Origin of the sequence: Lewinella sp. JB7, assembly GCF_024297185.1 — a bacterium.
In the GTDB taxonomy this organism is placed as follows: domain Bacteria; phylum Bacteroidota; class Bacteroidia; order Chitinophagales; family Saprospiraceae; genus Neolewinella.
In genome coordinates this window covers 422,272-448,064 of the sequence record NZ_JANCTD010000003.1, presented here as the reverse complement: position 1 = coordinate 448,064, position 25,793 = coordinate 422,272, and the positions used below count along the sequence as shown (strand labels likewise).

Here is a 25,793-nt window from a genome sequence, read left to right as displayed (position 1 = left end):
CGACCGATATGGTATCAATAATTATGGGTTCCGACTCCGACCTGCCGGTGATGCGGGACGCCGCGGAGGTACTGACCGATTTTGGCATCGAAGTGGAGGTGACGGTAGTTTCCGCCCACCGTACGCCGGACCGACTATACGCTTACGCTAAGGGGGCGGCGGAGCGCGGGATCCAAGTTATCGTGGCCGGAGCGGGCGGAGCGGCCCACCTTCCGGGGATGGTCGCCAGCCTCACCCCTCTGCCCGTCATCGGGGTGCCGATCAAGAGCCGCAACAGCATTGACGGCTGGGACTCCGTGCTCTCCATTCTGCAAATGCCGGGGGGCATCCCCGTAGCGACCGTGGCCCTGGACGGCGCCAAGAACGCCGGTCTGCTGGCCGCGCGGATCCTCGGCGCGGGCGACGAAAGCATTCGCCGTAAGGTCGCGGACTACCAGGAAAGCCTGCGGGCGGCGGTGGAGGAAAAGTACACCCGCCTGGAGCGCGACGGGTGGAAGTAGTCGGCCCGGTGGCGGCCCCGCCGCCCGTCGTACCTTTGCGCCCTTAATTATCTATTGTCATGTCTAGCCCCACGCACACCGCCGACAACTTTATTGAAGAGATCATTGTCGAAGACCTCGCCAACGGTAAACACGGCGGGCGTATCCATACCCGCTTCCCCCCGGAGCCGAACGGCTACCTCCACATCGGCCACGCCAAGGCCATCGTGATCAATTTCGAGACGGCCCGGAAGTTCGGTGGGCGGACCAACCTGCGGATGGACGACACCAACCCCAGCACCGAGGAAACGCTGTTCGTCGAAAACATTCAGAGCGACATTCGGTGGCTGGGCTACGAGTGGGAAGGGGAAACGCGCTACGCTTCCGACTACTTCGAAGAGTTGTACCAACTGGCACTCAAGCTCATCGACAAGGGGCTGGCGTACGTAGACGAGTCCACGGCCGCCGAAATCGAAGCCCAGAAGGGCGACATCGGGGTGCCGGGTAAGAACAGCCCGTTCCGCGACCGCAGTGCGGAGGAAAACCGGGACCTCTTCACCCGCATGCGTGCCGGTGAGTTTCCCGACGGGAGCCGGGTACTGCGGGCCAAGATCGACATGGCGCACCCCAATCTCCTGCTCCGCGATCCGGTGCTCTACCGCATCAAGCACGAAGCCCACCACCGCACCGGAGAGGACTGGTGCATCTATCCGCTCTACGACTTTGCCCACGGACAGAGCGACTCCATCGAGGGAATTACCCATTCGCTGTGCAGCCTAGAGTTTCGTCACCACCGTGACCTGTACAACTGGCTGATCGAGGCACTGGAAATATTTCCCAGCCGGCAAATCGAATTCGCCCGGATGAACGTCGACTATTTTATCACCTCCAAGCGGAAGCTCAAGATGCTCATCGAGGAAGGACTGGTCACCGGCTGGGACGATCCCCGGATGAGCACCATTGCCGGCCTGCGCCGGAAGGGATATCCGGCCGAAGCCATCCGTAATTTCTGCATGCATACGGGCGTGACCCGCCGCGATAGCCAACAAACCCTCGATCTGCTCGAATTTAACGTGCGGGAAGTCCTGAACCGCGACGCCGACCGCTACATGGCCGTCCTCGATCCGGTCAAGCTGGTCATCACGAATTATCCCGAAGATCAGACCGAGTGGCTCGAAACGGAAAATAATCCGGAGGATGCCAGTCACGGTACCCGGCAGCTGCCCTTCGGGCGGGAGATCTACGTAGAGCGGGAGGATTACCGCAAGGAGCCCCAGAACCGTAAGTACTACCGGTTGGCTCCCGACAAAGACGTTCGCCTCAAGAGCGCCTACATCATTCACTGCGACGGCCACGAAGAGGACGCCGAAGGCAAAGTAACCCAAATCAACTGCACCTACTATCCCGATTCCAGGTCGGGAGAGGACACCAGCGGGGTAAAGGCGAAGGGGACCCTCCACTGGGTGAGCGCCTCCGCGGCCGTGGATCTCGAGGTGCGTATGTATCAGCCCCTCTTCACCGATCCTACGCCGATGGACCACGAAGACCGCGACTTCATCGAGTTTCTCAATCCCGACAGCCTGACCATGATCACCGCCAAGGGCGAGCCGGCCCTGCAGGGTGCCGCCGTGGGGGAAAGCTTTCAGTTCTTGCGGCAGGGCTACTTTACGGTGGATCCGGACTCGACCCCGGCGCGGCCCGTCTTCAACCTGACCGTCGGCCTGAAGTCAAGCTTCCGGGGATAGCACGTCCGGGCGCTAACCGCCCGCGGGTTTAGTGTTGCGGTAACCCATGTCGAGTAGTAGCTCGATCACCCGGTCGCGCTGATCACCCTGAATAATGATCTCCCCGTCCTTGACGGAGCCGCCTACGCCGCAACTTACCTTGAGCGTCTTGCCTAACTCCTGCAGGGCCCCTTCGTCACCGGTGAACCCCCGGACCAAGGTAGCGGCCTTCCCGCGGCGGTATTTACGGTCGACGTACACCCGCAGGGCATCCGTGCGGCTTTCCTGCGTCTCGGCATCCTCTTCGGCCTCCGGGGGAAGGTTGTCGGGTGCCGGGGGCAAGTTGTTCAGGCCGGAAAGGGCGGCGAAGGGATTGTCCGGTGCGCTGGGCGTGTTGTAATTCTTTTTGGCCATTGGGGGGCTAGGTTTGGTTAACGGTTTCCGGCGGGGCAACCTTCAGGGTGCCGGCCTCCACGGAGGCGGCTACTTCGGGGCGGTACCCGTACACCAGATTGAGGTAGGCCGAGCGGGACACCCGGAACCACCAGACGAATAAGATTCCCACGATCGCGATGAGCACGAGGAAGGAGGCCAGCATGGACCACCCCAGGACCCAGCGCAGGAACATGACGACTCCCAGGCAAAAAAAGCCCGATCCGATGTAGGAAATAAACATCGCTCCGTAGTAAAAACCGGGCTCCGGGAAGTACCGCTGACCGCAGGCGGGGCAGTGGGTATACTGGGCGAAGGGGCGGTCGAAGGAAAAGGACCCGGTGGGAAACAGATCACCCCGGTGACAGGTAGGGCACTTTAAAGAAAAAATGCTGTAAAACTTACTCGCCATCGGGGTGCATTTGCGGGGTAAACGGATAAATAAGGGAAACCGGATACGGGCCGGCAATTTCGCCGTCCGTAACATCGTCTATGTTTGGTCGAATACAGAGTGATTACATAGGTGGACCGTGCAAAGTTTTATATATTAGGACTCAGAAACGGAGGCTTAAAATCAAAATTACACGTCTTGAAAAGGTAAGTTGGAATGCGTCAGTTAAAGATCAGCAATAAGATTACCAGCCGCGAGAGCATCGCGCTGGAGAAATATCTGACGGATATCGGTAAAATCGATTTACTCACCCCGGAAGACGAGGCCCGCCTGGCCGCCCGCATTCGCGAAGGAGACCAGGCTGCCCTGGAACGCCTGACCAAGGCCAACCTCCGCTTCGTGGTCTCCGTGGCTAAGCAGTACCAGAACCAGGGACTCAGCCTTTCCGATCTCATCAACGAAGGCAATGTCGGTCTGATCAAGGCCGCCAAGCGATTCGACGAAACCCGCGGCTTCAAATTCATTTCCTACGCCGTGTGGTGGATCCGCCAGAGCATCATGCAGGCGATCGTTGAGTACAGCCGCCTCGTGCGCATGCCCAACAACAAAGCCGCCGGCTATACGAAGGTCACCCAGGCCATCGCCAGCTTCCAACAGGAATTTGAGCGCGACCCGGAACCCGACGAACTGGCCGAAGTACTCCAAATCTCCGTCGCCGACGTCGAACGGGCAATGCGCGGACGGATGCGCCACCTCTCCTTCGATGCGCCGGTCGCCGGCGACGATTCCGACATCACCATGCTCGATACCCTGGCCAACGACGAGGATTCCAATCCGGACCTCAAGGTCATGGGCGAATCGCTGAGTAAGGAGGTGATTGCTAATCTGAATCTGCTCGCTCCCCGCGAACGCGCCGTACTGGCCGCTTACTTTGGCCTCGATGGGGAGGATCAACTGAACCTGGAAGAAATCGGCGACCGATTCGACCTCACGCGGGAGCGCGTACGGCAAATCAAGGAACGTGCCATCCGGAGATTGCGCCGCAGCCGCAATAAGAACCTACTGCGCAGCTACCTCGGGTAAGCTAGTTTTTTACGATTCTGAATCCGATCCCGTTCACGTCCCGCAGCGGCTCGTCCCGGGAATACTGGGCTACCACGAGGCGGTGTTCTCCCGTTTCCGTAAAACGGGTACCTTCCTGTAGGGCAATGTCGAGCGTACACTCCGCTTCACCGCAGTCCCCGTACCACTCCCCGAAAGTGTTGGCCAATTGCAGGGAGAGGTTCTGGGTGAGCACTTCGCCGGAGGGGAGGTGGGTACGCAAGTTGACGTAAAAGTTCTGGTAGGCGAATTCGGTGCCGTGATCGACGGACAGGACCAGATCGTAGCGGCCGGTGGTATCCGCGACCGGAAAGACGAAGGCAACACTGTCCGTGTAGGACCAGTGCCCGCTGCCAAAATTGACCTCCTCCCGAAACGTTACTTCCGGCCCGCAGGAACTGAAGAGAAGACACATCAATATTCCGTAGGGCAGGCTGGCCCGGATCACGAGAAGTACTCTTTCATTCGCTCGAAGAAGCCCTTGTCTCCCTTTTCGAGTTTTGGGGCGAAGTTTTCCATATCGCGCATCCGCTCGAGGAGTTCGGTTTCTTCCCGGCTCAGTTTCTTCGGCGTCCAGATGTTGACGTGGATAAGCTGATCTCCGCGTCCGTGACTCTGCAGAGCGGGCAATCCCTTACCGCGCAAACGGAAGATCTTACCCGACTGGGTGCCGGGGGGCACCTTGATCTTTACCCGGCCCGCGATCGTCGGGACCTCCACGGAGGTGCCCAGTGCCGCATCGGCGAAGTTTAGGTAGAGATCATAGATGAGCTTCTGCCCGTCACGCTGCAATTCGTCGTGGGCCTTCTCCTGAATGTTGATGAGCAGATCACCGGGAGGTCCACCACGGCGGCCGGCGTTGCCCTTGCCGCGCATGCTGAGTTGCATGCCTTCCTCTACGCCCGCGGGAATGTTCACCTCGATGGTGTCCTCTCCGTACACCCGACCGTCGCCCTTACAATTGTTGCAGGTTGCCTTGATCTGGGTGCCGGAGCCCGCGCAGGTGGGGCAGGTCGTGGTGGTGGCCATCTGACCGATGAAGGTCGAACGCACCTGACGCACTACGCCGGCACCGCCGCAGGTGCGACAGGTTTCCACGCTGCTTTCGTCCTTGGCACCGCTGCCGTCACAAACGTCACAGACTTTTTGTCGCTTGACCTTGATGCGCTTGGTCACGCCCTCGGCGATCTCTTCCAGCGTCAGGGGGACTTTGATGCGCAGATTGGAACCGCGTTCCCCGCGGGCCTGCCGACGCGCGCCGCCCCCGCCGGCACCGCCGAAGAAGGATCCGAAGGCGCCCCCGCCGTCGCCGAACATGTCGCCGAACTGGGACATGATGTCCTCCATGGTCATACCCCCCGGGCCACCGCCGAATCCGCCCTGCCCGTTCACGCCGGCGTGACCGAAGCGGTCGTAGCGGGCGCGCTTGTCGCCGTCGTTCAGGACGTCGTAGGCCTCGGCGGCTTCCTTAAATTTCTCCTCCGCGGCCGCATCGTTGGGGTTGCGGTCGGGGTGGTACTTCATGGCCAGCTTGCGGTAGGCCTTCTTCAGCGTATCGGTGTCGGCATCCTTGGATACGCCGAGAATTTCGTAATAATCTCTTGCCATTAGGCTTTGCTTGTTTTGTGTGGGGGCAGCTCCTGCTTACCTGCCCACGACCACCTTAGCGTGGCGAATGATGCGGCCATTCAACGTGTAACCGCGTTCGATAGTGTCGACGACCTTACCCTTCATGTCGGGATTCGGCACTTCCGTGACGGCTTCGAACAGATCGGGATTATATTCCTTGCCGGTACTGTCCATGGGCTGAAGCCCCTGAGACGAGAGCGCCTGCAACATCTTCTTGTGGATGAGGCCGATGCCGTTGTTCCAGACTTCCGAGGCCGCTTCGTCCTGCTCGGCTACCTGGGCGGCGCGGTCGAAGTCGTCAAGAACCGGAAGCAGCGCCTGCATGGTCTTATTGCCGGCGGTTTCCATCATCTGCAGGCGTTCGCGCTGGGTCCGACGTTTGTAGTTGTCGAATTCAGCGTACAGGCGCAGGTAACGATCTTCTTTTTCCTCCAGGCGCTTACGCAATTCCGAGACGTCGACCGTATCGGGCAGGTCTTCCTGCAGGTTTTCGTCGGTTTTCAGATCCTGGTCGAGTACGTGCTCTTCCGGCGACGCATCGCTGTTGTTCAACATTTCGTCGTCCACGATGGGCTGATCGGGGTTCTTCTTACTCATCTTCTTAAATAGTTTAAACACCCCGGTACGGGGCAAATGTAGGACCACCGGTGTATTGCGGAAACTTTGTCAGGTCAATCCGCCCGATCCTGCCACGGCGGGGTGGGGGAGTCAGCGACTTTTGCCCTCCCGGAGTTCGAAATTGAAGCCCTCGCGGGTGAGTTCGTGGTAGCGGTCCTCGTCGAAGCGGTACAGTCGCGCGGGCCGGTGCGCCACGCCTTCCTGCATGCGTTCGAGGTCGACGAGCAGCTTCATGGACAGAATCTTCTTCCGGAAGTTGCGCTTTTCGAGCCGGGTTTCCCAGATCGCTTCGTAGAGGTGCTGCAGATCCGTCAGGGTAAACTCCGGCGGCAGTAGCTCGAAACCCACCGGACGGGTACGGATGCTCCGCTTCAGTTTCTCGGTAGCGGTGCGGACGATCTCGTCGTGATCGAAGGCCAGACCGCTTACGGCGTCCAGGTCGTGCCACTTCACGTCGCGCGAAAGTCCGTCCGCCCGCGGGGTAAAGTCGGCGATCTTCACCAGGCTGTAGTAGGCGACCGTGATGACGCGGCCGAATTCGTGGCGCCCCGGCGAACCGAAGGTGTGTACCTGCTCCAGGTAGACGTTCTCCAGGCCCGTGGTTTCCCGCAAGGTTCGCTGGGCGGCCTCGTCGAGGTCCTCGTCCTGGCGCACGAAGTAGCCCGGGAGCGCCCAGTAATCGTCGAAGGGCTCCTCGCTCCGGCGGATGAGCAGAATCTTCAGGGCACCCTCGTCAAAACCAAAGATGACGCTGTCAACGGTGAAGGCAGATTTGAAGTAGTTGGCGAATCGTGTTTCCGGGTGCACTAAGCGGACTTTGGGCAAAGATAGCAGGACGGGTGGTTTACCGTAGGATATCGGGGCCGTATATTGGATGACCGTTCACCGACAACAATTTACCGTGCCCGACATACCTTTTTTATCCAGATTCGCGGCGCTACTGTCGCTGGTTGTTCTCCTGGCATATAGCCCGGCGGCCAACGCCCAGGAAAAGGGTGCGGAAGGGATCGCGGCCGGCTACGTCGACAGCATCGGAGGTGCGGAGGCCTGGCGGGCCGTTCGGTCGCTGCGCATGCAGGGTACCACCGTCGTGGAGGGTCTGGAATTCCCCCTGTCGATCACCACCGCCGCGGGCGGGAAGCAGCGGATCGAGGTTGGTATCCGGGACAGTCCCATGATCCAGGCCTACGATGGCCGGGTCGCCTGGATGACCTTCCCCATGCAGGGCATTACGGAACCCCGGTTGCTGGAAGGAGAGGAGTTGGCGGCCGTACGCGATCATCCCTTTCTCAACGTGTTTATCGACTACGCGCGGCGGGGCTACCGGCTGCAAACCGTGGCCGATACGGTACTGGAGAATGTACCCGTGTACGGCATTCACGTGACCCACGCTTCGGGTTACGATCAGACGCATTACTTCGGGAAGAAAAGCCTGTTGCCGGTTTGCCAGATCGCCAAGTCGCGCGGCGCTACCGGGCGTACCACGGTTGTGGAAACCTACTTCGACGATTACCGGAGGTTTGACGGGCTGCTGCTCCCCACCTCGCTGCGGCAACGCGTTGCCGGCCGGGAAAGCATGCGCATGACGATCACCGACGTCGAACTTAACCCCGCCCTGCCGCCGGATCACTTTTCTCCCTCCCCCGAACATCGGTAGGCGGGGACGCGGGAGCAACGGTATTTCCGTCAAGCCATCCTTCCGGGTAAACGAACCTGCCGGCCGTTCCTGCGATTGAAGTCGGTGACCACTCCGGTCATAAATCTCGCCGATGCATACCCCCGACCATCCTATCCTTACCGAGCAGCAACGCCAAGTCCCCCAACTGCGGTGGGTAGACTCCTTCAGTCGCGTGCTCGACACCAAATTCCGCATTCCGGGCACGGACCTCCGCTTCGGACTGGACTTCATTCTCGGTCTGGTGCCCGGTGCCGGAGACATCATTTCGCTGGGCATGTCGGGTACGCTGGTCGCTACGATGGCCCGCCACGGTGCCAGTCCCATGCTCGTAGCCCGGATGCTCGTCAATGTAGTACTGGATGCCTTCGTGGGTGCCATACCCATCCTCGGTAACCTCTTCGACCTGGTGTACAAGGCCAACTACCGCAACGCCCAGTTGATGAAGGAATACTACGAGGAGGGTAAGCACCGCGGCAGCGTATGGCCGGTGGTGTTAGCCGTGATCGCGGCCATCGTGGTACTGATGATCGTCCTCGTATGGGTTACGGTAAAGATCTTCGAACTTATTCTGGGTCTTTTCTAAGGTCCTCCACGAGTTCTACCCCCCGCTCCACGAGTTGGTTCAGGTCGAGGTGGGTATTGTCCAGTAGGATAGCGTCCTCGGCCTGCCGCAGGGGACTATCGGCCCGGTGGCTGTCGATGTAATCGCGCTCCTCCAGGTTGGCGGCAACGTCTTCTCTGCGAACTTCCCGCCCGGCGGCGACCAGTTCCCGCAGGCGGCGATCTACCCGGGTATCCAGATCGGCGACGACGAACAGTTTCAGGTCGGCATCGGGGAAGACTACCGTGCCGATGTCCCGACCGTCGAGGATAACTCCCCCGGCGGCCCCCATTTTTCTTTGCTGATCGACCATGGCTCGCCGTACCGCGGACAGGGCCGCCACCGGGGAGACCATTTTACTGACGGCCAGCCCCCGGATCTCCCGTTCCACGTCCTCCCCGTTCAGCAGTACGTGATTGTCGGAGGGGCGAAAGGCGATGCGAAGTCCATCCATAGCGTCCGAGATCGCTTCCTGGTCGCCGATATCCACTCCCTCGCGCTGTAAGTACAGGGTAACGGCCCGGTACATGGCTCCGGTATCGATGTAGCTGTAGCCCAGACGTTTGGCCAGGGCGCGGGCGAGGGTGGATTTGCCACAGGCGGAATAGCCGTCGATGGCGATGGTAAGTCGGGGATTTGCCACGGAAATCACGGATTGGAAAAGTTTGCCGGGGGGTCGGCATAATACGGCGAAAGCCGGCAACACGCGGCTGCCGGCTTTCGCCGCTGGATGAAGCGCGGAGGTAGTAGTCCGGTGCGCGGAGACGGCTGGACCGGTCCGGCGGGGGAAGCTGGCTAGTACTCGTCCTCGTTGAACAGAAAGTCGTCCTTGCGGGGATAGTCCGGCCAGATATCATCGATGGCTTCGTAGGTTTCGCCTTCGTCTTCCATGGCCTGCAGATTCTCGATCACTTCGAGGGGGCTACCGGAGCGGATGGCGAAGTCGATCAGTTCGTCGCGGGTGGCGGGCCAGGGGGCATCCTCCAGATGTGAAGCGAGTTCGAGGGTCCAATACATGCTAACTGTGTTTAAGTACCTAAAAAAGCCGCGAGCGCGGGAATTGTTCCCGTTCGTTGAGGCGGCAAATGTAGTAATTCGCGGACACTCCGGAGATCAAGGATGTAATCAGGATGTAAGAGGCTGAGGGGCAATTAATTGTAAGTGCCGATGACGGTGAAGTTTTTGTCCTCGTAGCCGGGAGGAACCTGACCGATGCGGCTGCTGTTGCGGGGGCCGGTGGGGTCGCAGAAGACGTAGCGCTGTCCGCGGTAATTGAACGAGTCTCCCGGCATGTCACCACCGACGGCTACCGTTAGGTGGTCGTCGTAGGCGATGACGGCCATGGGCAGGTCGAGCAGGTCACGCACGAGGGCGAAGAAAAGTGCGGAGCGATCCTCGCAGTCCGAATAGCTGTACCCGAACAGTTCTTCAGGTACCATTGGCTTGGACCGGCCGAAGTATTCGTTATCCTCCTTGTAGGCGAAAGCGGAGCGGGTGAAACTGGTCAGGAGCTCCAGTTGCTGCTGGACATCCATACCGCGCATCAGCTGCCGCAGCTGGGGAAGCAGGCTTTTGGTCAGGGTGGGGGAGAGGGGCGTTTCGAGATAGCAGTACTCGTGGATGAAGGGATAATCCGTCATGATGTCCACCATCGTCTTGTCGAAGGTGACGCTCATGGCCTGCGGTACGCCGTGAAAATTAAAGGTAAGGTCCTTAGCGGTGGGTTGCTCCGCCAGTTTGGGCCAGCTATTGAGTTGGAAGCCGAAGGACTTGCCCCGGGGATTGGGGTGATCGTTGAAGATGTACAGCCGCTGCCGGCCCTCACACTCCCCGTCGAGACAGCTGATGTTGGCGTAGGGGCGCCCGTCCGATTCGATGATGGGCACTTCGAACAGTTCTTCCTTCGTATAAACGTTGAGGTACACCTGATCGCCCCGGAAGGTGAGCCGTGCGTCGAAGCCGGAATCGATCAACAGTTTGTACAGGGTGATCGTCTGGGCGGAAGGAGAAGTGCCCCGGTAAATGGTGTTGACGGTGTTGCGCGCGAGTTTGAAGAAGAGGAAGTCATTAAGTCCGAAACGACCCTTCGCGTCCAGCAAGTGGTTCAGCAGCACCTGGGTGGGGCGGCGCTGTAGCTGATTGTAGGCACTACGGATCGCTTGGTTGTTGAGAACGGTCGGCTCGGCGATCAGCATGTTCGGATCGTAAGTGACGGAAACCGGTTGCGCGTAAAACGGAATGGAAAAGCGCTGGTAGCTGGCGGGATTGCCCAGGTTGGTGAGGTTCGTGTTCGCGAAGGCCAGGACGCACAGCACGAGAGCAACGAGCCTGGCGACGACAATTTTCATGGGGGGCTTTGTTTCGAATTACGGCCGTCGGGGGGAGGGAGTGAACACCCCGGTAGCTTGATACGTAATATACGTTTGCCGCAATGGAAAAGTATAGCCCCCGGGAGCTAATTAAGAATTTTTTAAACCCGTGTCGGCGGGCGGCGGAATTTTAAATTGTGGCTGCCCTTATTCCCCCAGGGCTTCACTGGCCGTTTCCCAGCTTTCCATTACTTCGGCGAGGTCCGCCTGCTTCCGTTTGAGCTCCTCGGTGGTGCGGTCAACCCGGGCCTGGTCGTTGTAAAAATCGGGGTCGGACATCCGGAGATGAAGCTTCTCGATGTCCTGCTCCAGGCGTTCGATCTTCCGCTCGGCGGTCGCAACTTCTTTCTGCAGTTTGCGCACCTCTTCGTTGCTGAGTTGGAGGGCGGGTTTGCTGACCGTGTCCGGGGAAGTCGTTCCATTCTTCGGCTTCTCCAACTCCACGCTGCGCATATCGTCCAGCTGGCGCTTCTCAAGGAAGGTATTCACGTCACCCAGGTGCTCGTAGAGCTGGTGATCGCGGAACTCAATGGTGCGATCCGTGAGACCGGCAAGGAACTCCCGGTCGTGACTGACCACCAGCAAGGTGCCGTCGTACTCCATCAGCGCGGACTTCAGCATATCCTTACTGGCCATGTCGAGGTGGTTCGTCGGTTCGTCCAGCACCAGCAGATTGAAGGGGCGCAGCAGCATACAGGCCAGAGCGAGCCGGGCGCGCTCCCCACCGGAGAGGACCATCACTTTTTTGTCCTGATCTTCACCGGTAAAGAGGAAAGCCCCCAGGACGCTGCGCAGGCGGGTGCGCATTTCGGGCGGACTGGCCTCCTCCATTGTTTCCAGCAACGTCTTGTTGCCGTCGAGGGCATCGCTCTGGTTCTGAGCGTAGTAGCCGACACTGACGTTGTGACCGAGTTCCACCTCTCCGGCGGTCGCGGGAATGTTACCGATCAAAATCTTGGCCAGGGTCGTTTTTCCCTGCCCGTTCTGCCCGACGAAGGCGACGCGATCTTTCCGGTCCACCTTCAGGTCGACGCCGCGCAGCACGTTGAGGTTGCCGTAGGTCTTCGTGATCTTGCGGGCCTGCAGGGTGATGGCGCCGGAACGGGGCGCGGGGGGAAAACGCAGGTTCATGACCGAATTGTCCGTCACGTCCAATTCGATGCGCTCGATCTTATCGAGCTGCTTCTGCATGGACTGCGCCATCTTCGTCTTGGTGGCTTTCGCCATGAAGCGACTGATGGTGCGCTCCTTGTCCGCGATCACCTTTTGCTGATTCAGGTAGGCGGCTTCGGCTTTTTCCCGCCGTTCGGCCTGGAGCTCGACGTACTTGCTGTACCCCGCTTTATAATCGTAAACGTTACCGAGTTCGATCTCCAGCGTCCGGCTGGTCACGTTATCAAGAAACTGCTTATCGTGACTGATCGTAATGACCGCCCCGGCGTACGACGCCAGCCAATTTTCGAGCCAGATGATGGACTCGATATCGAGGTGGTTCGTCGGCTCGTCGAGCAACAGGTAGTCCGGCCGTTGCAGCAGCATTTTGGCCAGTTCGATCCGCATTTGCCAGCCGCCGCTGAATTCGGTGGTTTGCCGGTTAAAATCACCGTTCTTGAAGCCCAGCCCCTTCAGTACCCGTTCGGCTTCCGCTTCCATCGTGATGCCACCGACCAGAGCGAATTTTTCGGTCAGGTGGGTAAATTCTTCCAGCATATTCGAATAGGAGTCGGAAGTGTAATCGGTCCGAACTTCCATCTCCTTGTTCAGGGCTTCCAGCCGGTCCTCCATCTCCTGGATGTGGGCGAAGGCCGTGAGGGTTTCCTCCATGACGGTATTGCCGGTGGGCATGTCCATCTCCTGGTGCAAATACCCGAGGGTGGAACCGCTTTCCCGTTGCACCTTGCCTTCATCGGGGGTGAGATCCCCGGCGATGATCTTCAGCATCGTGGACTTGCCCGCGCCGTTGCGCCCGACCAGGCCGACCTTATCGCGGGTGCCGACGGTGAACGTCACGCGGTCGAAGAGAATACGATCGCCGTACTGTTGGTAGATACCGGTGGCGGTTAGCATAGGATACAAGATTGGGGCGCGCGCCGGAAAACTCGGCTTAGCGGCCGCAAAGGTACAAATTGCCGACCTGAGTTGCTAAACTCCTCAGCGCGATCGGAATAAGGGGGGCGGGGAGGTTGCGCCTAGACGATAAAATTGTCGTTACGCAAAAGGGTACGTAACTCAAGATCGCAGCGGTCCGCCAGCGATCGGAACTCTTCCGGCCGACTGCGGTAGGGTTCGACCAATACATATATCCGCTGGGACTGCTTGCCGTAACCCTCCGACATATGCAGTATGTCGACAATACCCGCACCGGAGAAGTATTTCATCTCCCGCCGGATCAGGGCGAGGGGCAGACCGGTACTCATGATGAGGTCCTGATCACGGGGCCGGTAGTCGTAAAGCTCGAATATGGTGAGTAGGTCCTCAACCGTCAGAAAGGGATCGGAAGAAAGCACGGGTTGCTCCCGCTCCGCGATGGGATGCCGTAGGGAATAGTGAGCCTTCAACCGCTTGTTGTACGCCTGGTCCACCATACCCGCCATGGACAGTTTCTGTAACCGAATACGCGCCTGTGACTTGGTGAGCTGACTGGTCTTGGACAGGCGGTCGGGGGTGAGAAAGCCGTCCGGTTCGCGGGAAAGGCGCTGCAACAAGTCGCGGTCGCTGAGGATCCGCTGGGTGTCCGTTCCAACCTTGCGGTTCTTCAGGTAATAATAGATCAGCCACGCCACCGCCACCGCCGTGACTACCATGAGTCCGATTATAGCGGGTGGTACGTCCATAAAATCCGTTGCATTTATGTACACCGGTGAGCCCGGCTTTCCCGCCAATTTACCGCATACGTGGTGAAGCTACTCTTATCCCCTCTTCTCGCGCAACATACCCTCCTGCACGACGCTGGCTACGAGTTTTCCGGTAGTGTCGAAGATGTTTCCCCGCGTGAAGCCCCGGGCGCCGCTGGCACTCGGACTGTCCATACTGTAGAGCAACCATTCATCTACCCGGAATGGTCGGTGAAACCACATGGCGTGATCGAGGCTGGCCATCTGCAAATTCCGGTAATCCGTCGCCCGACCATGGGGCAGCAGGGCCGTCGTCAGTAAGTTATAATCGCTCGTGTAGGCGAGCACCAGGGCCTGCAGGCGGCGATCCGCCGACATGGCCCCCTTCGTGCGTAACCATACGTTGCGGGTCGGTGCGTATTTCTCGTGGGCGAAGGGGTTCAGAAATTCCACCGGCCGAAACTCCAGCGGGCGCTCGATACTTAGGATCTTCTTAATGTTCGCCGGCAGGGTATCCCCGAATTGCCGGGCCATGCCCTCGTAACTCACCAGTTCCTCCGGGGGAAGTACCTCGGGCATCTCGATTTGGTGGTCGAAACCTTCCTGGTCCAGCTGAAAACTGCTCGTGAGGTGGAAGATGGCCTGACCGTTCTGAATGGCCTTCACGGCCCGGGTCGTAAAACTGCCGCCGTCCCGAATGCGGTCGACCTCAAATACGATCGGCACGTTCAGGTCGCCCGGCAGGACGAAGTAGCCGTGCAAGCTATGGACGAAGCGATTTTCGGGCACCGTGCGCATGGCCGCGGCCAGCGCCTGGGCCAGTACCTGTCCGCCGAACACCCGCGCGTTACCCACGGAGCGGCTCTCCCCCCGAAAGAGATTAACTTCCAGTCGTTCGAGGTCAAGCAGGGAAAGGAGTTCGGAAATATCTTTCATGGGGCAAACCTACGAAAGACGTTGCTCGCTTCCTCCGTGCACGGCTCCCGCGCTCGCCGCAAACCTTTTACCACGACGGTATTGTTAGCCTGACAACTATATTTGCCAAAATTTAATCGCTCATGCCCGCCCACCAGCACCCCCCCGTATACATCGTCTCCGCCGTCCGTACGCCGATCGGCTCTTTCGGGGGCGTCCTTTCGTCGCTTTCCGCTACCCAGCTCGGCAGTACGGCCATCAAGGGAGCACTCGAACGCGCCGGGGTGCCGGCCGACCGGGTCCAGGAAGTCCTGATGGGCAACGTGGTCAGCAGCAACCTCGGCCAGGCACCCGCCCGCCAGGCGGCCCTTGGTGCCGGTATTCCCAACACGGTTCCCTGTACCACGGTCAACAAGGTCTGCAGCAGCGGGATGAAGAGCGTCATGCTGGGCGCACAATCGATCATGCTGGGCCACAATGACATTGTCGTCGCCGGCGGTATGGAGAGTATGAGCAATATTCCCTACTACGTTGCCGATGCCCGCTGGGGAGCGAAGTTTGGTGACCGGAAGTTGATTGACGGTCTTACCAAAGACGGTCTCACGGATGCCTACGACCAGAACGCCATGGGTACCTGCGCCGACGCTACCGCGACCAAATACGGAATCAGCCGGGAGGAGCAGGACGAGTATGCCACTACGTCCTACCAGCGCAGTGCCGAAGCTACCAGCAACGGAACGTTCAAACGCGAGATCGTGCCCGTGAACGTCCCCCAGCGCCGCGGTGATGATCTGATCGTCGACGAAGACGAGGAATATAAGAAGGTCAAGTTCGATAAAATGGCTTCCCTGCGCCCCGCCTTCTCGAAGGAGGGAACGGTCACGGCCGCCAACGCCAGCACCATCAACGACGGTGCCGCGGCCCTCGTGCTGGTGAGTCAGCGCGTGGTCGACGAACTCGGTCTCAAGCCCCTGGCCAAGATCGTTTCCTTTGCCGACGCCGCCCACGAGCCGCAGTGGTTCACTACCGCTCCCACCAAAGCCGCCCCCCTGGCGGTCGAACGCGCCGGACTTACCATGGACGACATGGATTACCTGGAGGTGAACGAAGCTTTCGCCGTCGTGCCCATGGCCTTCGCGAAGGAACTCGGGCTGAAGGGAGACAATATGAACGTACACGGCGGCGGCGTCTCGCTGGGTCACCCCCTGGGAACTTCCGGTGCCCGCATCCTGGTTACCCTGATCAATACCCTGCACAGCCGCGGTGGCAAGTACGGGCTGGCGACGCTGTGTAACGGGGGCGGGGGTGCTTCCGCGGTGGTGGTCGAGGCACTATAATTTCACCACGGATGGCTCACGGATTAGAAGGTACTGCACTCGTGGAATAGCTTCCGAGGTGGTGGTTGAGGCACTATGATCTCACCACGGATGGGCACGGGTTGCCCACGGATTAGATGGTACTGTACTCGTGGAATAGCTTCTGCGGTGGTGGTCGAGGCACTGTGATTTCACCACGGATGCCCACGGATTGCTCACGGATTAGATGGTACTATACTCGTGGAATAACTTCTGCGGTGGTGATCGAGACACTATGATTTCACCACGGATGCCCCACGGATTGCTCACGGATGAGAAGGTACTGCACTCGTGGAATAGCTTCTTAGGTGGTGTCGAGGCACTATGATTTCACCACGGATGGGCACGGATGGCTCACGGATTAGATGGTACTGCACTCGTGGAATAGCTTCCGTGGTGGTGGTCAAGGCACTGTGATTTCACCACGGATTAGCATGGAATTTACACGGATTTAACGGTACTCCACTCCTGGTAGAGTGGTGCGTCGAATGTTTGTGGTATGATACAAGAACATACCACTTATGCCATCCGTGGCGCTGCATTTGAGGTTCATCGTGCCCTGGGGCCGGGCCTTCTGGAATCCGCTTATCAGCAGTGTCTGGCATATGAATTGAGCCAAAGGGGGCACCTGGTTGAGCGGGAAGTAGGCCTTCCCCTCAAATACAACAATGTAAGTTTAGATGTGGGCTACCGCATCGACCTGCTGGTAGATCGCAGTATAATTCTAGAAATCAAGTCGGTCGAAAAGTTCCTTCCAATTTACACCGCACAGCTGCTCACCTACTTGAAGTTATCCGAAATCCGGGTAGGGCTCCTGATGAACTTCAATACGCAAAACATGCAAACCGGAATTAAGCGCTATGTCCTCTGATCCGTGTCAAATCCGCGGAAATCCGTGGTGGCTATTACCTGAACCGCACAAATCGGAATCAAGCAGTATGTCCTATTATCCGTGTCAAATCCGCGAAAATCCGTGGTGGCTATTACCTGAACCGCACAAATCGGAATCAAGCAGTATGTCCTATTATCCGTGTCAAATCCGCGAAAATCCGTGGTGGCTATTACCTGAACCGCACAAACCGGAAACAAGCGGTATGTCCCATTATCCGTGTCTAATCCGCGAAAATCCGTGGTGACTATCATTTGAACCGCACAAATCGGAATCAAGCAGTATGTCCTATTATCCGTGTCAAATCCGCGAAAATCCGTGGTGACAACTACCAAACCGGAGTCAAACGCTATATCACGTAATCTGCGTGGATCAGTGCCCTAATCCGTCTGAATCTGTGTTGAACCCTCTCCCGCAGGCAGCTCCTCCAAAACAGCCGGGTCATACTCAAAGCTATTCTTCGGCTCCAAGCCCTTCACCCCGTCAAAGTGGCGGTAGATAAAGTCAAAATCCTCCCGCACGTCCCCGCTGGGATAGAAAGGCTTAGAAAATTCAATCACCCGGTTACCGAAATCGAACTTGGCGAACACCATCGGCACCCTGGCCTCCCGCGCGATCCAGTAAAAGCCCGTACGGAACCGGTCGACCTTCTTTCGGGTACCCTCCATCGCGATGCACAGGTAGAACTTCTCCCGCTCCTCGAACAGTTTCACCACGGCCTGGGTAAAGTTCGTGCGTTTCTCCCGCACCACCGGTACGCCGCCCGTCCACTGCATAACGGCACCTACCGGCCCCCGGAACAGGGTAGATTTTGCCACGAACTGAATGTACTTCCCCACCGCCGCTCGCGCGTACAGGCCGTAGGGGAAGTCGCGATTGCTGGTATGGGGACCGGTCGGTACCACGCACTTATCCGGCCAGTTGCCGTCGTTATGATCCACTACGCGCATTCCGTTCAAGCGGAGCAGCAAACGGGCAAGCCAGGCGGGCATCATAACTAAAGAATTATAGGGGCTCGAAAAATCCGGTGGCGCGGTTCTTCTTCACGCCATCCCAGCTGAAGTACCGGCCGTTCATGGCAATATACACCCCCGCGGGCAAGGACTGTACGAAGGCCAGCGCACTGCCCAAGTTAAAAAAACCATCCGAAGAGCTTCCGAAGGCATAGGGTATCATGGCTCCCGTGATGACGATCGTTTTCCCCCGAATGTCCTCCCGCGCCAGATAATGCGCCGTTTCCGTCATGGTATCCGTGCCGTGGGTGATCAGGATTTGATCGGTGCTGGCCGACCGGCAGTTGTTGGCAATGTTTTCCCGGTCCTGGTCGGTGATCTCCAGACTGTCCAGCATCATCAGGGTGCGGATGCTCACGTCGAGCGTCGATCGGCCCACCTCCAGCATTTTCGGCAGACTACTATCCTTGAAGAATAACTTGCCGGTCACGAAGTCGTACTCCTTATCGAAGGTGCCGCCGGTAACGAAGATCTGTATCACAAGCTCGGTTTAAGCCCGCAAACATAGGCAATTCGCCATCCACTCTGGACCAAAGACCCCGCACGGATCACGTCTTCCGCTTTTTCTTTTTCGCCGCCGGAAAGAGGATGTTGTTCAGGATTAGCCGATACCCGGGGCTCTTCGGATGCAGGCTCAGATCCGTTTCGGGATCGTTGACCAGGTGCCGGTAATCGGCCGGGTCGTGGCCCCCGTAAAAGGTGAAGAAGCCCTGTCCGTACTGACCGTGGAGGTAGCGGGCCTCCCGGGCGGGTTTGTTTTCCCCGAGCACCAGCACGTCACTCTTGATGTGGTCGTTGGTGAAGGCGGTGGTCTGCCCCATGAATCCCTTGATGCTCCGGACGTGATTCTGGGTGAGCATGGTCGGCACCGGGTCCCACTTGGCGCTGAAGTCGAAGAGGGTGAAGTAATCCTGCTCCTCGGTCACCTGTCGCGGGTTGTGGTCGATGTCGCTGAATTCGTACTCCAGGGGATTGCGCTCCAGCTGAAAATTCTCGAAGGCGAAGGTTTGGCTGAAATCGAGCTTCGACTGGGCATTGGGATCGATTCCGTCGCCGTCGTAGTATTCGGCGCAGATGTCGGTACCGTTGGCGGCGAGGGCGATGTCGTAGCTGTCCGTAGCCGAACACATGGCGAACATGAAGCCGCCGCCGCCCACGTAGTCCCGTACTTTTTTGACCACGCCGAGTTTGAGCTGACTGACCTTCTCGTAGCCGTTCTTGGCCGCCAGTTCCTCCTGGTAAGCGACCTGCCGCCGGTACCAGGGAGCGTTCTGAAAGCTGCGGTAGAAGCGACCGAACTGACCGGTGAAGTCCTCGTGGTGCAGGTGCAGCCAGTCGTACTCGGCCAGTTTGTCCTCGAGTACTTCGTTGTCGTAGACGGTTTCGTAGGGGATCTCGGCGTAGGTCAGCACCAGGGTCACCGCATCGTCCCAGGGCTGTACTTCGGTCCCTTCCCGGAAATTGTAGTCGGGGGTATAGACCGCGATCTTCGGCGCCTTCTCGAGTTTCATGGCGTCCATGTTGCGCTCGGGATCGGCGATCTCCTCCAGTATCCCGTTGAAGCGGGCGTCGGCGATCACTTCGTACTTCACCCCCCGCGTCAGGCACTCCCGCTCGAAGGCCCGACTGTGCTGAAAGGCGAAGCTTCCCCCGCGGTAGTTGAGCAGCCACCAAGCCTCGATGTTATTGTTGAGAACCCAGTAGGTGATGCCGTAGGCCTTTAGGTGATCGGTCTGGGTATCGTCCATCGGGATGAGGATGGTCGAGGCACGACCGACAACGGAAAGGGTCAGCAGCAGGACGAGGATCGGTAGTTTACGGAACATGGGGAAAGCTTGTAGGGGGTTAACGACTCGGACGCGACAGGTGTTGCGGCACAGGGCGGCGGCGGCGCGCAGGAGCAATGAACCCGACAACGCACAACGCCCCACGGCCCACGTTTGGATACAATGAGCCAACAATTTACGATTACCCCCGTCTCCTCCGAAGAGCTACAAGAGCTTCCGGGAGACTGGACCACTGACGACTACCGCAAACTCCTCGAACTGACCGAATACGGCGACACCTCCGACCTATCCAACAAGGAGATCCAGGAAATGACCTTCATGTCCATAGCTGATCTGGAAAAACCGGAGGCCGCCAAGCTGCTGATCGACTACGTATTCCCAAAGGATGCCCTTACCCCCGGCCAGATCCAGAACTCCAGCCACGAAATGGACACCGAGCGCCTCTGGGAAGAATACCCCGAGCCGCAGCACCACCGCAACTTCTTCCGCGTCGGCAGCCTCCTCTACGCAGCCTACAACGGCGGACACCCCAAGCCCGACGGTCGGCAAGTTGTCGTCAACATCACCGCCAAAAATGAAGAGGGCGCCCAACTTCTTCAGCAGCCCACACCCGCCTTTCTATTGCGCCTGCTCGCCCCCGCGATGAACAGTCACGCCCTGCTGCACCGCCTCTATGAAGACGAGCTTAAGTCCGGTCCCTTCCCGGCTGCGGCTAATATCATCTGGTCTGTTGAATCCATTTCTATTGACGACCAATCGTTTACTGTTACCCTCCTGTCTACCGACTACTGGCTCGAAGCTTTTGATCCGATAGGAGAGTACGAAGTTTCTGTGTAGGGAAGACTTTGGCCAATACCTTACTATGTTCCAGCTCAGTCACTCTGACGGAGGTCATATATCGTTGCCGTGTATAAACTGTTGGCGGGTACATTTGCCATATATGCAATAATAAATTCGGCTAAATAACCAATTTGTCAGATATCATTCCTAAATTTAGTGAAACACCTAAATTTATACTGTGGATCAGTTGAATAAAAACATTTTTGAGGGGTTCGGACAACTTCTCAAGGGGAAACTAAATTTGAGTTGGAAATTGGTATTATACTTTATAAGTATAGTCGTATCGGTTGGAATTTACGTAACCATAATCAACACCATTGACCCCAACAGCAATGTAGTTCTATCAGTAAAAAGGCTCTTCCGAACGCCAAATTATAACTTCTTTTCGGGTGGGGAAAAGGGCGTCTACTTTACGATTGTTTCGACCCTTAAGTCTGGAATAGAACGCGAGGGCGCTACTTTTAACATAACCAATCGAATCACGAGTGGGGGATCCGAGAATGCAATTAAGGTATTAACTACGCCGAACTCATTCGGACTCGTCCAGGAGGAAACTGTGAACAAGGACGATTTTGTCCGTCAACAATTGAACTATATCACACCACTGTATGTCGAGCGAATGCATATCGTGTTGCGGGTAGATGAAAGAGTTAGGCGGTCCGGTAATTTTACCTACATCAATCCTCCTGTCCTCTCCTCCAATACTGCGGATGACGTACTTGATCTTTTCGCCAATGCACGGATCAGCACCGGTCCTGTCGGCAGCGGCTCAATTGTTATCGCAAGCTATATACTGGCAGAACTAAACAATCAGATAAGGGAAAAGGGAATTATTGAAAATCAGCAGGTGCTGAACCTGTCCATGAAGGATGGTCTATCGAACATTCGAGAGGAGTATAATGAACCTGACAAAATTGACATCTTGTTCACTATTGCAGGTGCGCCGATCCGGGATTTAAAGACCATGTTGACGGACGAGCAGTACATGCTTGTGAGTATTGATCCATCCTTTGTATCTACCCTAAATGCCAAAAACGGAATTAACCTACGGCTTACGGATTTCAAGTATTCACAGGACGGAATTTCACGTGGAATCTATCACAATTCTTCCGGCGTTTCGGCACTAGGTTCTTACGCCTGGCTCATTTCATCTAAGGGCGTACCTAGCCGGGATATTTTGACGGTTCTTAAGCATCTTGAAAAGAACACGGTGAACGTAGCCGAGAATCTGGGAGTCGAGAATCCCACTATTGAGCATTCCCCGCTCAAGGAAATGAATTTTTACGAACTCTATAAAATTAAACACGATCGGGTCAACATCAGCGAATGGAAGGCGATTCTGATTTTTGCTTCCACGTTCATAGTGTCGCTTGTGATCGTATTTTCCTTCCTATTGTACATACTATCGTACCGAAAACAATCTAAGTACTTCCATGATATCGTAAAGGTCATTAATGCCTCCTTCCCCGCTAACACCGAACTGGAAAACAACAACTACCCCGTAGGTTTAAAACCGGAACATATCGACTTGCCCTTCCGGCGTCCCAGGGTCATGGACGATCAAAATGGCATAATCGATAAGATCATCGTTGGATTACAGCAGATACTTCTCTTGACCGATGAGATCAATGAGGACTTCCAAAGTGGAGCACTCACTAATACCAGTTTTACTTTCCTGATGACCAAAATAGAAGACACCCGTTCCAAACTTCAACAGCACCTCGGCCGGCGACTTAATGAGGTCATTGAGCGTGACAACGGATTCAAGGGGAGAGCAATTCTAGACGACCTTCGAATATACTATACTGCCGGGTATTTGCAGGATGAGGATTACCGCATGCTTACTAGATACATTAAAGAGGAGGCCACATCAGGTATGTCCTAGGGTAGAGGCTAATCTGTTTACATCTACGCCACCTCAGCTGCACCCGCTGCGCCACTAACTGCTACATTCACTACTAATGCTGCCATAGACGCCCTCCCCAAGCGTCGTTCATTCCTTACCTTGCCGCCCATGATCTGGAGCGACAAAAAGATTCTGGCCGCCATGGACCGCGGCGAAATAGTCATCGAACCCTTCGACCGCGCCAATCTGGGCACGAACAGCTACGACGTCCACCTGGGCAAGCATCTCGCCCGCTACAAGGACCACATTCTCGACGCCCGCAAGCACAACGCCATCGAGGAGATGGAGATCGGGGAGAAAGGCTTCGTACTCCACCCCAATACCCTCTACCTGGGCGTGACCCTGGAGTATACCGAGACCCACAGCAGCGTGCCCTTTCTGGAGGGGAAGAGCAGCGTGGGCCGCCTGGGCATCGACATTCACGCCACGGCCGGTAAGGGCGATGTGGGTTTCTGCAACCACTGGACCCTCGAAATCAGCTGTACCCACCCGGTACGCGTATACGCCGGCATGCCGATCGGCCAGCTGATCTACTTCGCGGTCGAAGGCGACATCGAAAATTACTACAACAAGAAGCCCGGGGCGAAGTACAATACCGTCAGCGACCGCCCCATGGAGTCGATGATGTGGAAGAATAGCTTTTAGCTTCGACGGCCGGGTAGGTTGGGATTTACCATTTACAATGTACGGATGTACCATTTTTAATTTGCGTGGATGCTCGCTTCGCTCGTTTGGGCTCGTCCGACGAGGAGGTTGGGATTTACCATTTACAATTTACGGATGTCCATTTTTAATTTGCGTGGATGCTCGCTTCGCTCGTTAGCTTACTTAATCGACTTGCCCCATGAACACCGATGATCTCGCTCGCCACTTCCGGACGGAATTGACGCCCCTGCTCGGCGAGCGCGAAGCCCGGTCCACTACCCGGCTACTCATGGAAGACCTGTTTGCCTGTCGGCAGGGTGGGGCGCCCCGGGAACTGACGCAGGAAGAACCACAACTCGCGCAGGAAGCGCTGAGTAAGTTACGGGCGGGGACGCCGGTGCAGTACGTGACGGGAATAGCGGACTTTTATGGCTTACAACTTCACGTTTCCCCCGCCGTGCTGATTCCCCGTCCGGAGACGGAAGAACTGGTGGAATGGATACTGGCCGACCACCCGTCCACCACCGACCGAACCGTCGTCGACATCGGTACCGGTTCGGGCTGCATCCCCCTGGCCCTCAAACGCAAACGTCCGCAGTGGACGTGCTACGGCGTCGACGTGAGTCCAGCGGCAATCGACGTTGCCCGCGAAAACGGGGATCGCCTCGGTGGCGACGTCACCTTCGTCGTGGATGACGTACTCGAAAGTAGCTTTAGCTTGCCGGGACCGCGGGTGGATATTCTCGTATCCAACCCCCCCTACATACCCCCCTCCGAGACCGCCCGCATGGGGGAATCTACGGTTAGTCACGAACCCCACATCGCGTTGTTCGTGCCGGAAGAGGACCCGCTGTTGTTCTACCGGCGCATCGCCGAATTAGGCAAAGTGAGCTTGCAAAGCGGGGGACGGCTGTACATGGAAACGAACGAACACAACAGCGAAGCGGTCGCACGGCTGCTGGAAAGTAATGGCTACGGCTCCATCGAACGCCGCCGTGATCTCCAGGGCAAGTGGCGCATGATCGGGGCCATCCTCGGCTAGGCTTCTACCAGTCCCAGTTCCGTCAGCAGGCTCAGCGGGGAGAGTTGGTACCCATCGAACTCGGCGAATAAGGCGGTAGGGGCTCCACCGCTTACGGCCAGCAGGCGATAGAAGCCCGAATATTCCGGATGTACGGGCAGCGCAACGCCCCGCTCGTCGATCAGGAGTGATTCTCCGCCGTCCCGTACCGGCCGTACCGCGTTCAGGTATACGGGATACTGCAACAGCCAGGGATTGACGGCCAGCGCCCTCCGGTAATTATCCAGCATATCGTCGAAGGTATCGTAACCCTTCAGGCCATCGTAGGGCCGCCCGCCGGCCTTCGGTGTAGCCAGGATGGCGCGCTGGGGGTAGCTGCCCGGATAGTAGTGTACGCTGCCGTCGAAGGACCCGGAAAGCGGCCACGACTGCTCGAAGGCCATATCCCCGAAGGCGAAATCCAGCAGGAGGGCGAAGCGCCGGGTGGTCTCGCCCCGCAACCACACCCGTCGGTAGCGCAGGCGTTCTTCCCGCCCCTCCACGGTTCCCAGTACCAGCCAGTGATCCCGGACCGGTTCGCGGCGGAGGAGATCATCGCGCTTGGTGCTCACGCCGGCGATCTGGTAGAGTTCCTGACCCCGGGCGTGCGGCAGTTCGTCGTGTTTGCGCCAGGCGCGTACGAAGAGGTACAGATCACCGAGCGCCCGGGCGATCTCGGCTTCCGTGCCGTCGGTGCCCAACGTTGCTAATCGCCGCAGGCGGCCGGCCAGCCCGGGGAGTTTGGCGTCGGTAAGGCTCACGGCCGCCGCCTGCCACACTTCCGGCCCCTGCTCGAGGGTGTCGGCGATCCCGCGGCGGGCCACGTCGAGCAGGCGTAACTCGAGCTCGTCAATGCCCGCCGTCATGAGGTCCAGCCGGTCGGCGAAGCGGTCGCCCACTTTTCTTACGTCCTTCACGACCCGCGGTATCCTGGATGACTGGTGCTGTACGGAGCGCACCCAGTCCGGCGGCTGTCCTACCGTGATCCGGTCCGGATTATTGGCCAGGAGGAGAACCAACGCCAGCCCATGGGCACAGGGACGGGCCCGGGCGCGACAGCTACAGCTGAACCGGCCCTCGACCACCTGTACGGCCGACTGAATAGGACGCTTGGCCCCTACGTCGAACTCCCCCCAGAGCCACTCCCCGTCGCCCCCCAGCAACCGCCACCGCCGGCTGTAGAAGAGGCGGCGCCCACTTTCTAGTGACTTGGCATCGGGAGCCAGTTTGAGTAAATGGTCTACGGACATGGATCAACAACCCGCCCACCGGCCGGGGCGTTCAAGGTAGGAGATACGTGATAAATGCCCTATCTTCCGTAAAACTATTCCCATGCAGGCTTACCAGTCCAAAGCGTTTCGTCAGTTGCCCGCCGGGGCGAAGCGGGCCGCCCTGAAGTCGTCGATCGCCATACAGGATCCCGAGAGTGGGTTCGAGGAGGTATTCGAGCACGGGGGGAAGTACTACCGGGCCGTACCCCTCGAAGAAGTAACCGTCACGACCGCTAAGGTCGAACGCCCCGCCTGA

28 protein-coding genes are annotated in these 25,793 nt (G+C 57.9%); 12 read left to right on the top strand and 16 right to left on the bottom strand.

Annotation, left to right across the window (positions count from 1 at the left end):
* Window positions 1-8 precede the first annotated feature (8 nt).
* Together purE and NMA52_RS07980 are read left to right on the top strand one after the other, a co-directional pair.
* The gene (purE, locus tag NMA52_RS07985; protein WP_254827137.1) at window positions 9-500 is read left to right on the top strand and encodes a 5-(carboxyamino)imidazole ribonucleotide mutase; all 492 of its coding nucleotides are present in this window, start codon (window positions 9-11) and stop codon (window positions 498-500) included.
* 59 nt (window positions 501-559) lie between these two features.
* On the top strand, window positions 560-2,224 hold the full coding sequence (locus NMA52_RS07980) for a glutamine--tRNA ligase/YqeY domain fusion protein (RefSeq protein ID WP_254827136.1): 1,665 nt from the start codon (window positions 560-562) through the stop codon (window positions 2,222-2,224).
* A gap of 12 nt (window positions 2,225-2,236) precedes the next feature.
* Here the strand turns inward: NMA52_RS07980 and NMA52_RS07975 are convergent, their stop codons facing one another.
* Window positions 2,237-2,617: a translation initiation factor gene (locus NMA52_RS07975; protein WP_254827135.1), complete on the bottom strand. Its 381-nt coding sequence runs from the start codon at window positions 2,615-2,617 to the stop codon at window positions 2,237-2,239.
* A gap of 7 nt (window positions 2,618-2,624) precedes the next feature.
* Window positions 2,625-3,047: a DUF983 domain-containing protein gene (locus NMA52_RS07970; protein WP_254827134.1), complete on the bottom strand. Its 423-nt coding sequence runs from the start codon at window positions 3,045-3,047 to the stop codon at window positions 2,625-2,627.
* A gap of 195 nt (window positions 3,048-3,242) precedes the next feature.
* Here NMA52_RS07970 and NMA52_RS07965 point away from each other — a divergent pair, with 195 nt between their 5' ends.
* Window positions 3,243-4,109 (top strand): RNA polymerase sigma factor RpoD/SigA, encoded by an 867-nt coding sequence (locus tag NMA52_RS07965; RefSeq protein ID WP_254827133.1) that lies wholly within the window; start codon window positions 3,243-3,245, stop codon window positions 4,107-4,109.
* 1 nt (window position 4,110) lies between these two features.
* Here NMA52_RS07965 and NMA52_RS07960 read toward each other — a convergent pair whose 3' ends face one another.
* The 4 genes from NMA52_RS07960 to NMA52_RS07945 form a co-directional block, all read right to left on the bottom strand.
* Entirely contained in the window at window positions 4,111-4,542 is a 432-nt protein-coding gene (locus NMA52_RS07960; RefSeq protein WP_254827132.1) for a gliding motility lipoprotein GldH, read from the bottom strand.
* Window positions 4,543-4,571: 29 nt separating this feature from the next.
* Complete coding sequence (gene dnaJ, locus NMA52_RS07955; RefSeq protein WP_254827131.1) at window positions 4,572-5,735, bottom strand: molecular chaperone DnaJ; 1,164 nt, start codon at window positions 5,733-5,735, stop codon at window positions 4,572-4,574.
* 36 nt (window positions 5,736-5,771) lie between these two features.
* Entirely contained in the window at window positions 5,772-6,353 is a 582-nt protein-coding gene (locus tag NMA52_RS07950; protein ID WP_254827130.1) for a nucleotide exchange factor GrpE, read from the bottom strand.
* 111 nt (window positions 6,354-6,464) lie between these two features.
* Entirely contained in the window at window positions 6,465-7,181 is a 717-nt protein-coding gene (locus tag NMA52_RS07945; RefSeq protein ID WP_254827129.1) for an NUDIX domain-containing protein, read from the bottom strand.
* 94 nt (window positions 7,182-7,275) lie between these two features.
* Between NMA52_RS07945 and NMA52_RS07940 the strand changes: the two genes are divergently transcribed.
* Together NMA52_RS07940 and NMA52_RS07935 are read left to right on the top strand one after the other, a co-directional pair.
* Window positions 7,276-8,031: a hypothetical protein gene (locus tag NMA52_RS07940; protein WP_254827128.1), complete on the top strand. Its 756-nt coding sequence runs from the start codon at window positions 7,276-7,278 to the stop codon at window positions 8,029-8,031.
* Window positions 8,032-8,143: 112 nt separating this feature from the next.
* Entirely contained in the window at window positions 8,144-8,635 is a 492-nt protein-coding gene (locus tag NMA52_RS07935) for a DUF4112 domain-containing protein (protein WP_254827127.1), read from the top strand.
* Here the strand turns inward: NMA52_RS07935 and cmk are convergent.
* The 6 genes from cmk to tesB all read right to left on the bottom strand — a co-directional run bounded on the left by cmk (window position 8,616) and on the right by tesB (window position 14,792).
* Entirely contained in the window at window positions 8,616-9,296 is a 681-nt protein-coding gene (gene cmk / locus NMA52_RS07930) for a (d)CMP kinase (protein ID WP_254827126.1), read from the bottom strand. The genes NMA52_RS07935 and cmk overlap by 20 nt on opposite strands.
* Window positions 9,297-9,448: 152 nt before the next feature.
* Window positions 9,449-9,670, bottom strand: coding sequence for a DUF2795 domain-containing protein (locus NMA52_RS07925; protein ID WP_183494890.1), 222 nt, complete (start codon window positions 9,668-9,670; stop codon window positions 9,449-9,451).
* A 134-nt stretch (window positions 9,671-9,804) separates the two neighbouring features.
* Window positions 9,805-11,001 carry a hypothetical protein gene (locus tag NMA52_RS07920; protein WP_254827125.1) on the bottom strand — a complete coding sequence of 399 codons (1,197 nt, stop codon included), beginning with the start codon at window positions 10,999-11,001 and terminating at the stop codon, window positions 9,805-9,807.
* A 168-nt stretch (window positions 11,002-11,169) separates the two neighbouring features.
* Window positions 11,170-13,089: an ABC-F family ATP-binding cassette domain-containing protein gene (locus tag NMA52_RS07915; RefSeq protein ID WP_254827124.1), complete on the bottom strand. Its 1,920-nt coding sequence runs from the start codon at window positions 13,087-13,089 to the stop codon at window positions 11,170-11,172.
* 122 nt (window positions 13,090-13,211) lie between these two features.
* Complete coding sequence (locus NMA52_RS07910) at window positions 13,212-13,856, bottom strand: hypothetical protein (RefSeq protein ID WP_254827123.1); 645 nt, start codon at window positions 13,854-13,856, stop codon at window positions 13,212-13,214.
* A gap of 75 nt (window positions 13,857-13,931) precedes the next feature.
* On the bottom strand, window positions 13,932-14,792 hold the full coding sequence (gene tesB, locus NMA52_RS07905; protein ID WP_254827122.1) for an acyl-CoA thioesterase II: 861 nt from the start codon (window positions 14,790-14,792) through the stop codon (window positions 13,932-13,934).
* 122 nt (window positions 14,793-14,914) lie between these two features.
* Between tesB and NMA52_RS07900 the strand changes: the two genes are divergently transcribed.
* Together NMA52_RS07900 and NMA52_RS07895 are read left to right on the top strand one after the other, a co-directional pair.
* Entirely contained in the window at window positions 14,915-16,108 is a 1,194-nt protein-coding gene (locus tag NMA52_RS07900; protein WP_254827121.1) for an acetyl-CoA C-acyltransferase, read from the top strand.
* 517 nt (window positions 16,109-16,625) lie between these two features.
* On the top strand, window positions 16,626-16,997 hold the full coding sequence (locus tag NMA52_RS07895; RefSeq protein ID WP_254827120.1) for a GxxExxY protein: 372 nt from the start codon (window positions 16,626-16,628) through the stop codon (window positions 16,995-16,997).
* A 398-nt stretch (window positions 16,998-17,395) separates the two neighbouring features.
* Here NMA52_RS07895 and NMA52_RS07890 read toward each other — a convergent pair whose 3' ends face one another.
* The 3 genes from NMA52_RS07890 to NMA52_RS07880 all read right to left on the bottom strand — a co-directional run bounded on the left by NMA52_RS07890 (window position 17,396) and on the right by NMA52_RS07880 (window position 19,854).
* Window positions 17,396-18,010: a 1-acyl-sn-glycerol-3-phosphate acyltransferase gene (locus NMA52_RS07890; protein WP_254827119.1), complete on the bottom strand. Its 615-nt coding sequence runs from the start codon at window positions 18,008-18,010 to the stop codon at window positions 17,396-17,398.
* A 10-nt stretch (window positions 18,011-18,020) separates the two neighbouring features.
* A complete protein-coding gene (locus tag NMA52_RS07885; RefSeq protein WP_254827118.1) occupies window positions 18,021-18,509 on the bottom strand; it encodes an asparaginase domain-containing protein in 489 nt (162 codons plus the stop codon).
* A 67-nt stretch (window positions 18,510-18,576) separates the two neighbouring features.
* Window positions 18,577-19,854, bottom strand: coding sequence for an asparagine synthetase B (locus NMA52_RS07880; protein ID WP_254827117.1), 1,278 nt, complete (start codon window positions 19,852-19,854; stop codon window positions 18,577-18,579).
* Window positions 19,855-19,977: 123 nt separating this feature from the next.
* On the opposite strand from NMA52_RS07880, the gene NMA52_RS07875 reads away from it, so the two are divergent.
* The 4 genes from NMA52_RS07875 (at window position 19,978) to prmC (ending at window position 24,248) form a co-directional block, all read left to right on the top strand.
* The gene (locus NMA52_RS07875) at window positions 19,978-20,652 is read left to right on the top strand and encodes a hypothetical protein (protein WP_254827116.1); all 675 of its coding nucleotides are present in this window, start codon (window positions 19,978-19,980) and stop codon (window positions 20,650-20,652) included.
* 181 nt (window positions 20,653-20,833) lie between these two features.
* On the top strand, window positions 20,834-22,540 hold the full coding sequence (locus tag NMA52_RS07870) for a hypothetical protein (protein WP_254827115.1): 1,707 nt from the start codon (window positions 20,834-20,836) through the stop codon (window positions 22,538-22,540).
* A 129-nt stretch (window positions 22,541-22,669) separates the two neighbouring features.
* On the top strand, window positions 22,670-23,206 hold the full coding sequence (gene dcd, locus NMA52_RS07865) for a dCTP deaminase (protein ID WP_254827114.1): 537 nt from the start codon (window positions 22,670-22,672) through the stop codon (window positions 23,204-23,206).
* Window positions 23,207-23,405: 199 nt separating this feature from the next.
* Window positions 23,406-24,248 carry a peptide chain release factor N(5)-glutamine methyltransferase gene (prmC, locus tag NMA52_RS07860; RefSeq protein ID WP_254827113.1) on the top strand — a complete coding sequence of 281 codons (843 nt, stop codon included), beginning with the start codon at window positions 23,406-23,408 and terminating at the stop codon, window positions 24,246-24,248.
* On the opposite strand, the gene NMA52_RS07855 is transcribed toward prmC, so the two are convergent.
* Complete coding sequence (locus NMA52_RS07855; protein WP_254827112.1) at window positions 24,245-25,516, bottom strand: hypothetical protein; 1,272 nt, start codon at window positions 25,514-25,516, stop codon at window positions 24,245-24,247. The genes prmC and NMA52_RS07855 overlap by 4 nt on opposite strands.
* A gap of 82 nt (window positions 25,517-25,598) precedes the next feature.
* Here NMA52_RS07855 and NMA52_RS07850 point away from each other — a divergent pair, with 82 nt between their 5' ends.
* Complete coding sequence (locus NMA52_RS07850; RefSeq protein WP_254827111.1) at window positions 25,599-25,793, top strand: hypothetical protein; 195 nt, start codon at window positions 25,599-25,601, stop codon at window positions 25,791-25,793.

Excerpts from the sequence above, each read along its gene's own strand:
- NMA52_RS07890 (WP_254827119.1), bottom strand. The coding sequence starts at position 18,010 with ATGATGCCCGCCTGGCTTGCCCGTTTGCTGCTCCGCTTGAACGGAATG.
- prmC (WP_254827113.1), top strand. The coding sequence starts at position 23,406 with ATGAACACCGATGATCTCGCTCGCCACTTCCGGACGGAATTGACGCCC.
- NMA52_RS07880 (WP_254827117.1), bottom strand. The coding sequence starts at position 19,854 with ATGTTCCGTAAACTACCGATCCTCGTCCTGCTGCTGACCCTTTCCGTT.
- NMA52_RS07875 (WP_254827116.1), top strand. The coding sequence starts at position 19,978 with ATGAGCCAACAATTTACGATTACCCCCGTCTCCTCCGAAGAGCTACAA.
- NMA52_RS07935 (WP_254827127.1), top strand. The coding sequence starts at position 8,144 with ATGCATACCCCCGACCATCCTATCCTTACCGAGCAGCAACGCCAAGTC.
- purE (WP_254827137.1), top strand. The coding sequence starts at position 9 with ATGGTATCAATAATTATGGGTTCCGACTCCGACCTGCCGGTGATGCGG.
- NMA52_RS07850 (WP_254827111.1), top strand. The coding sequence starts at position 25,599 with ATGCAGGCTTACCAGTCCAAAGCGTTTCGTCAGTTGCCCGCCGGGGCG.
- NMA52_RS07980 (WP_254827136.1), top strand. The coding sequence starts at position 560 with ATGTCTAGCCCCACGCACACCGCCGACAACTTTATTGAAGAGATCATT.
- NMA52_RS07920 (WP_254827125.1), bottom strand. The coding sequence starts at position 11,001 with ATGAAAATTGTCGTCGCCAGGCTCGTTGCTCTCGTGCTGTGCGTCCTG.
- NMA52_RS07960 (WP_254827132.1), bottom strand. The coding sequence starts at position 4,542 with ATGTGTCTTCTCTTCAGTTCCTGCGGGCCGGAAGTAACGTTTCGGGAG.
- dnaJ (WP_254827131.1), bottom strand. The coding sequence starts at position 5,735 with ATGGCAAGAGATTATTACGAAATTCTCGGCGTATCCAAGGATGCCGAC.
- NMA52_RS07915 (WP_254827124.1), bottom strand. The coding sequence starts at position 13,089 with ATGCTAACCGCCACCGGTATCTACCAACAGTACGGCGATCGTATTCTC.
- NMA52_RS07965 (WP_254827133.1), top strand. The coding sequence starts at position 3,243 with ATGCGTCAGTTAAAGATCAGCAATAAGATTACCAGCCGCGAGAGCATC.
- NMA52_RS07970 (WP_254827134.1), bottom strand. The coding sequence starts at position 3,047 with ATGGCGAGTAAGTTTTACAGCATTTTTTCTTTAAAGTGCCCTACCTGT.
- NMA52_RS07950 (WP_254827130.1), bottom strand. The coding sequence starts at position 6,353 with ATGAGTAAGAAGAACCCCGATCAGCCCATCGTGGACGACGAAATGTTG.
- NMA52_RS07910 (WP_254827123.1), bottom strand. The coding sequence starts at position 13,856 with ATGGACGTACCACCCGCTATAATCGGACTCATGGTAGTCACGGCGGTG.
- NMA52_RS07895 (WP_254827120.1), top strand. The coding sequence starts at position 16,626 with ATGATACAAGAACATACCACTTATGCCATCCGTGGCGCTGCATTTGAG.
- NMA52_RS07900 (WP_254827121.1), top strand. The coding sequence starts at position 14,915 with ATGCCCGCCCACCAGCACCCCCCCGTATACATCGTCTCCGCCGTCCGT.
- NMA52_RS07855 (WP_254827112.1), bottom strand. The coding sequence starts at position 25,516 with ATGTCCGTAGACCATTTACTCAAACTGGCTCCCGATGCCAAGTCACTA.
- dcd (WP_254827114.1), top strand. The coding sequence starts at position 22,670 with ATGATCTGGAGCGACAAAAAGATTCTGGCCGCCATGGACCGCGGCGAA.
- NMA52_RS07975 (WP_254827135.1), bottom strand. The coding sequence starts at position 2,617 with ATGGCCAAAAAGAATTACAACACGCCCAGCGCACCGGACAATCCCTTC.
- tesB (WP_254827122.1), bottom strand. The coding sequence starts at position 14,792 with ATGAAAGATATTTCCGAACTCCTTTCCCTGCTTGACCTCGAACGACTG.
- NMA52_RS07925 (WP_183494890.1), bottom strand. The coding sequence starts at position 9,670 with ATGTATTGGACCCTCGAACTCGCTTCACATCTGGAGGATGCCCCCTGG.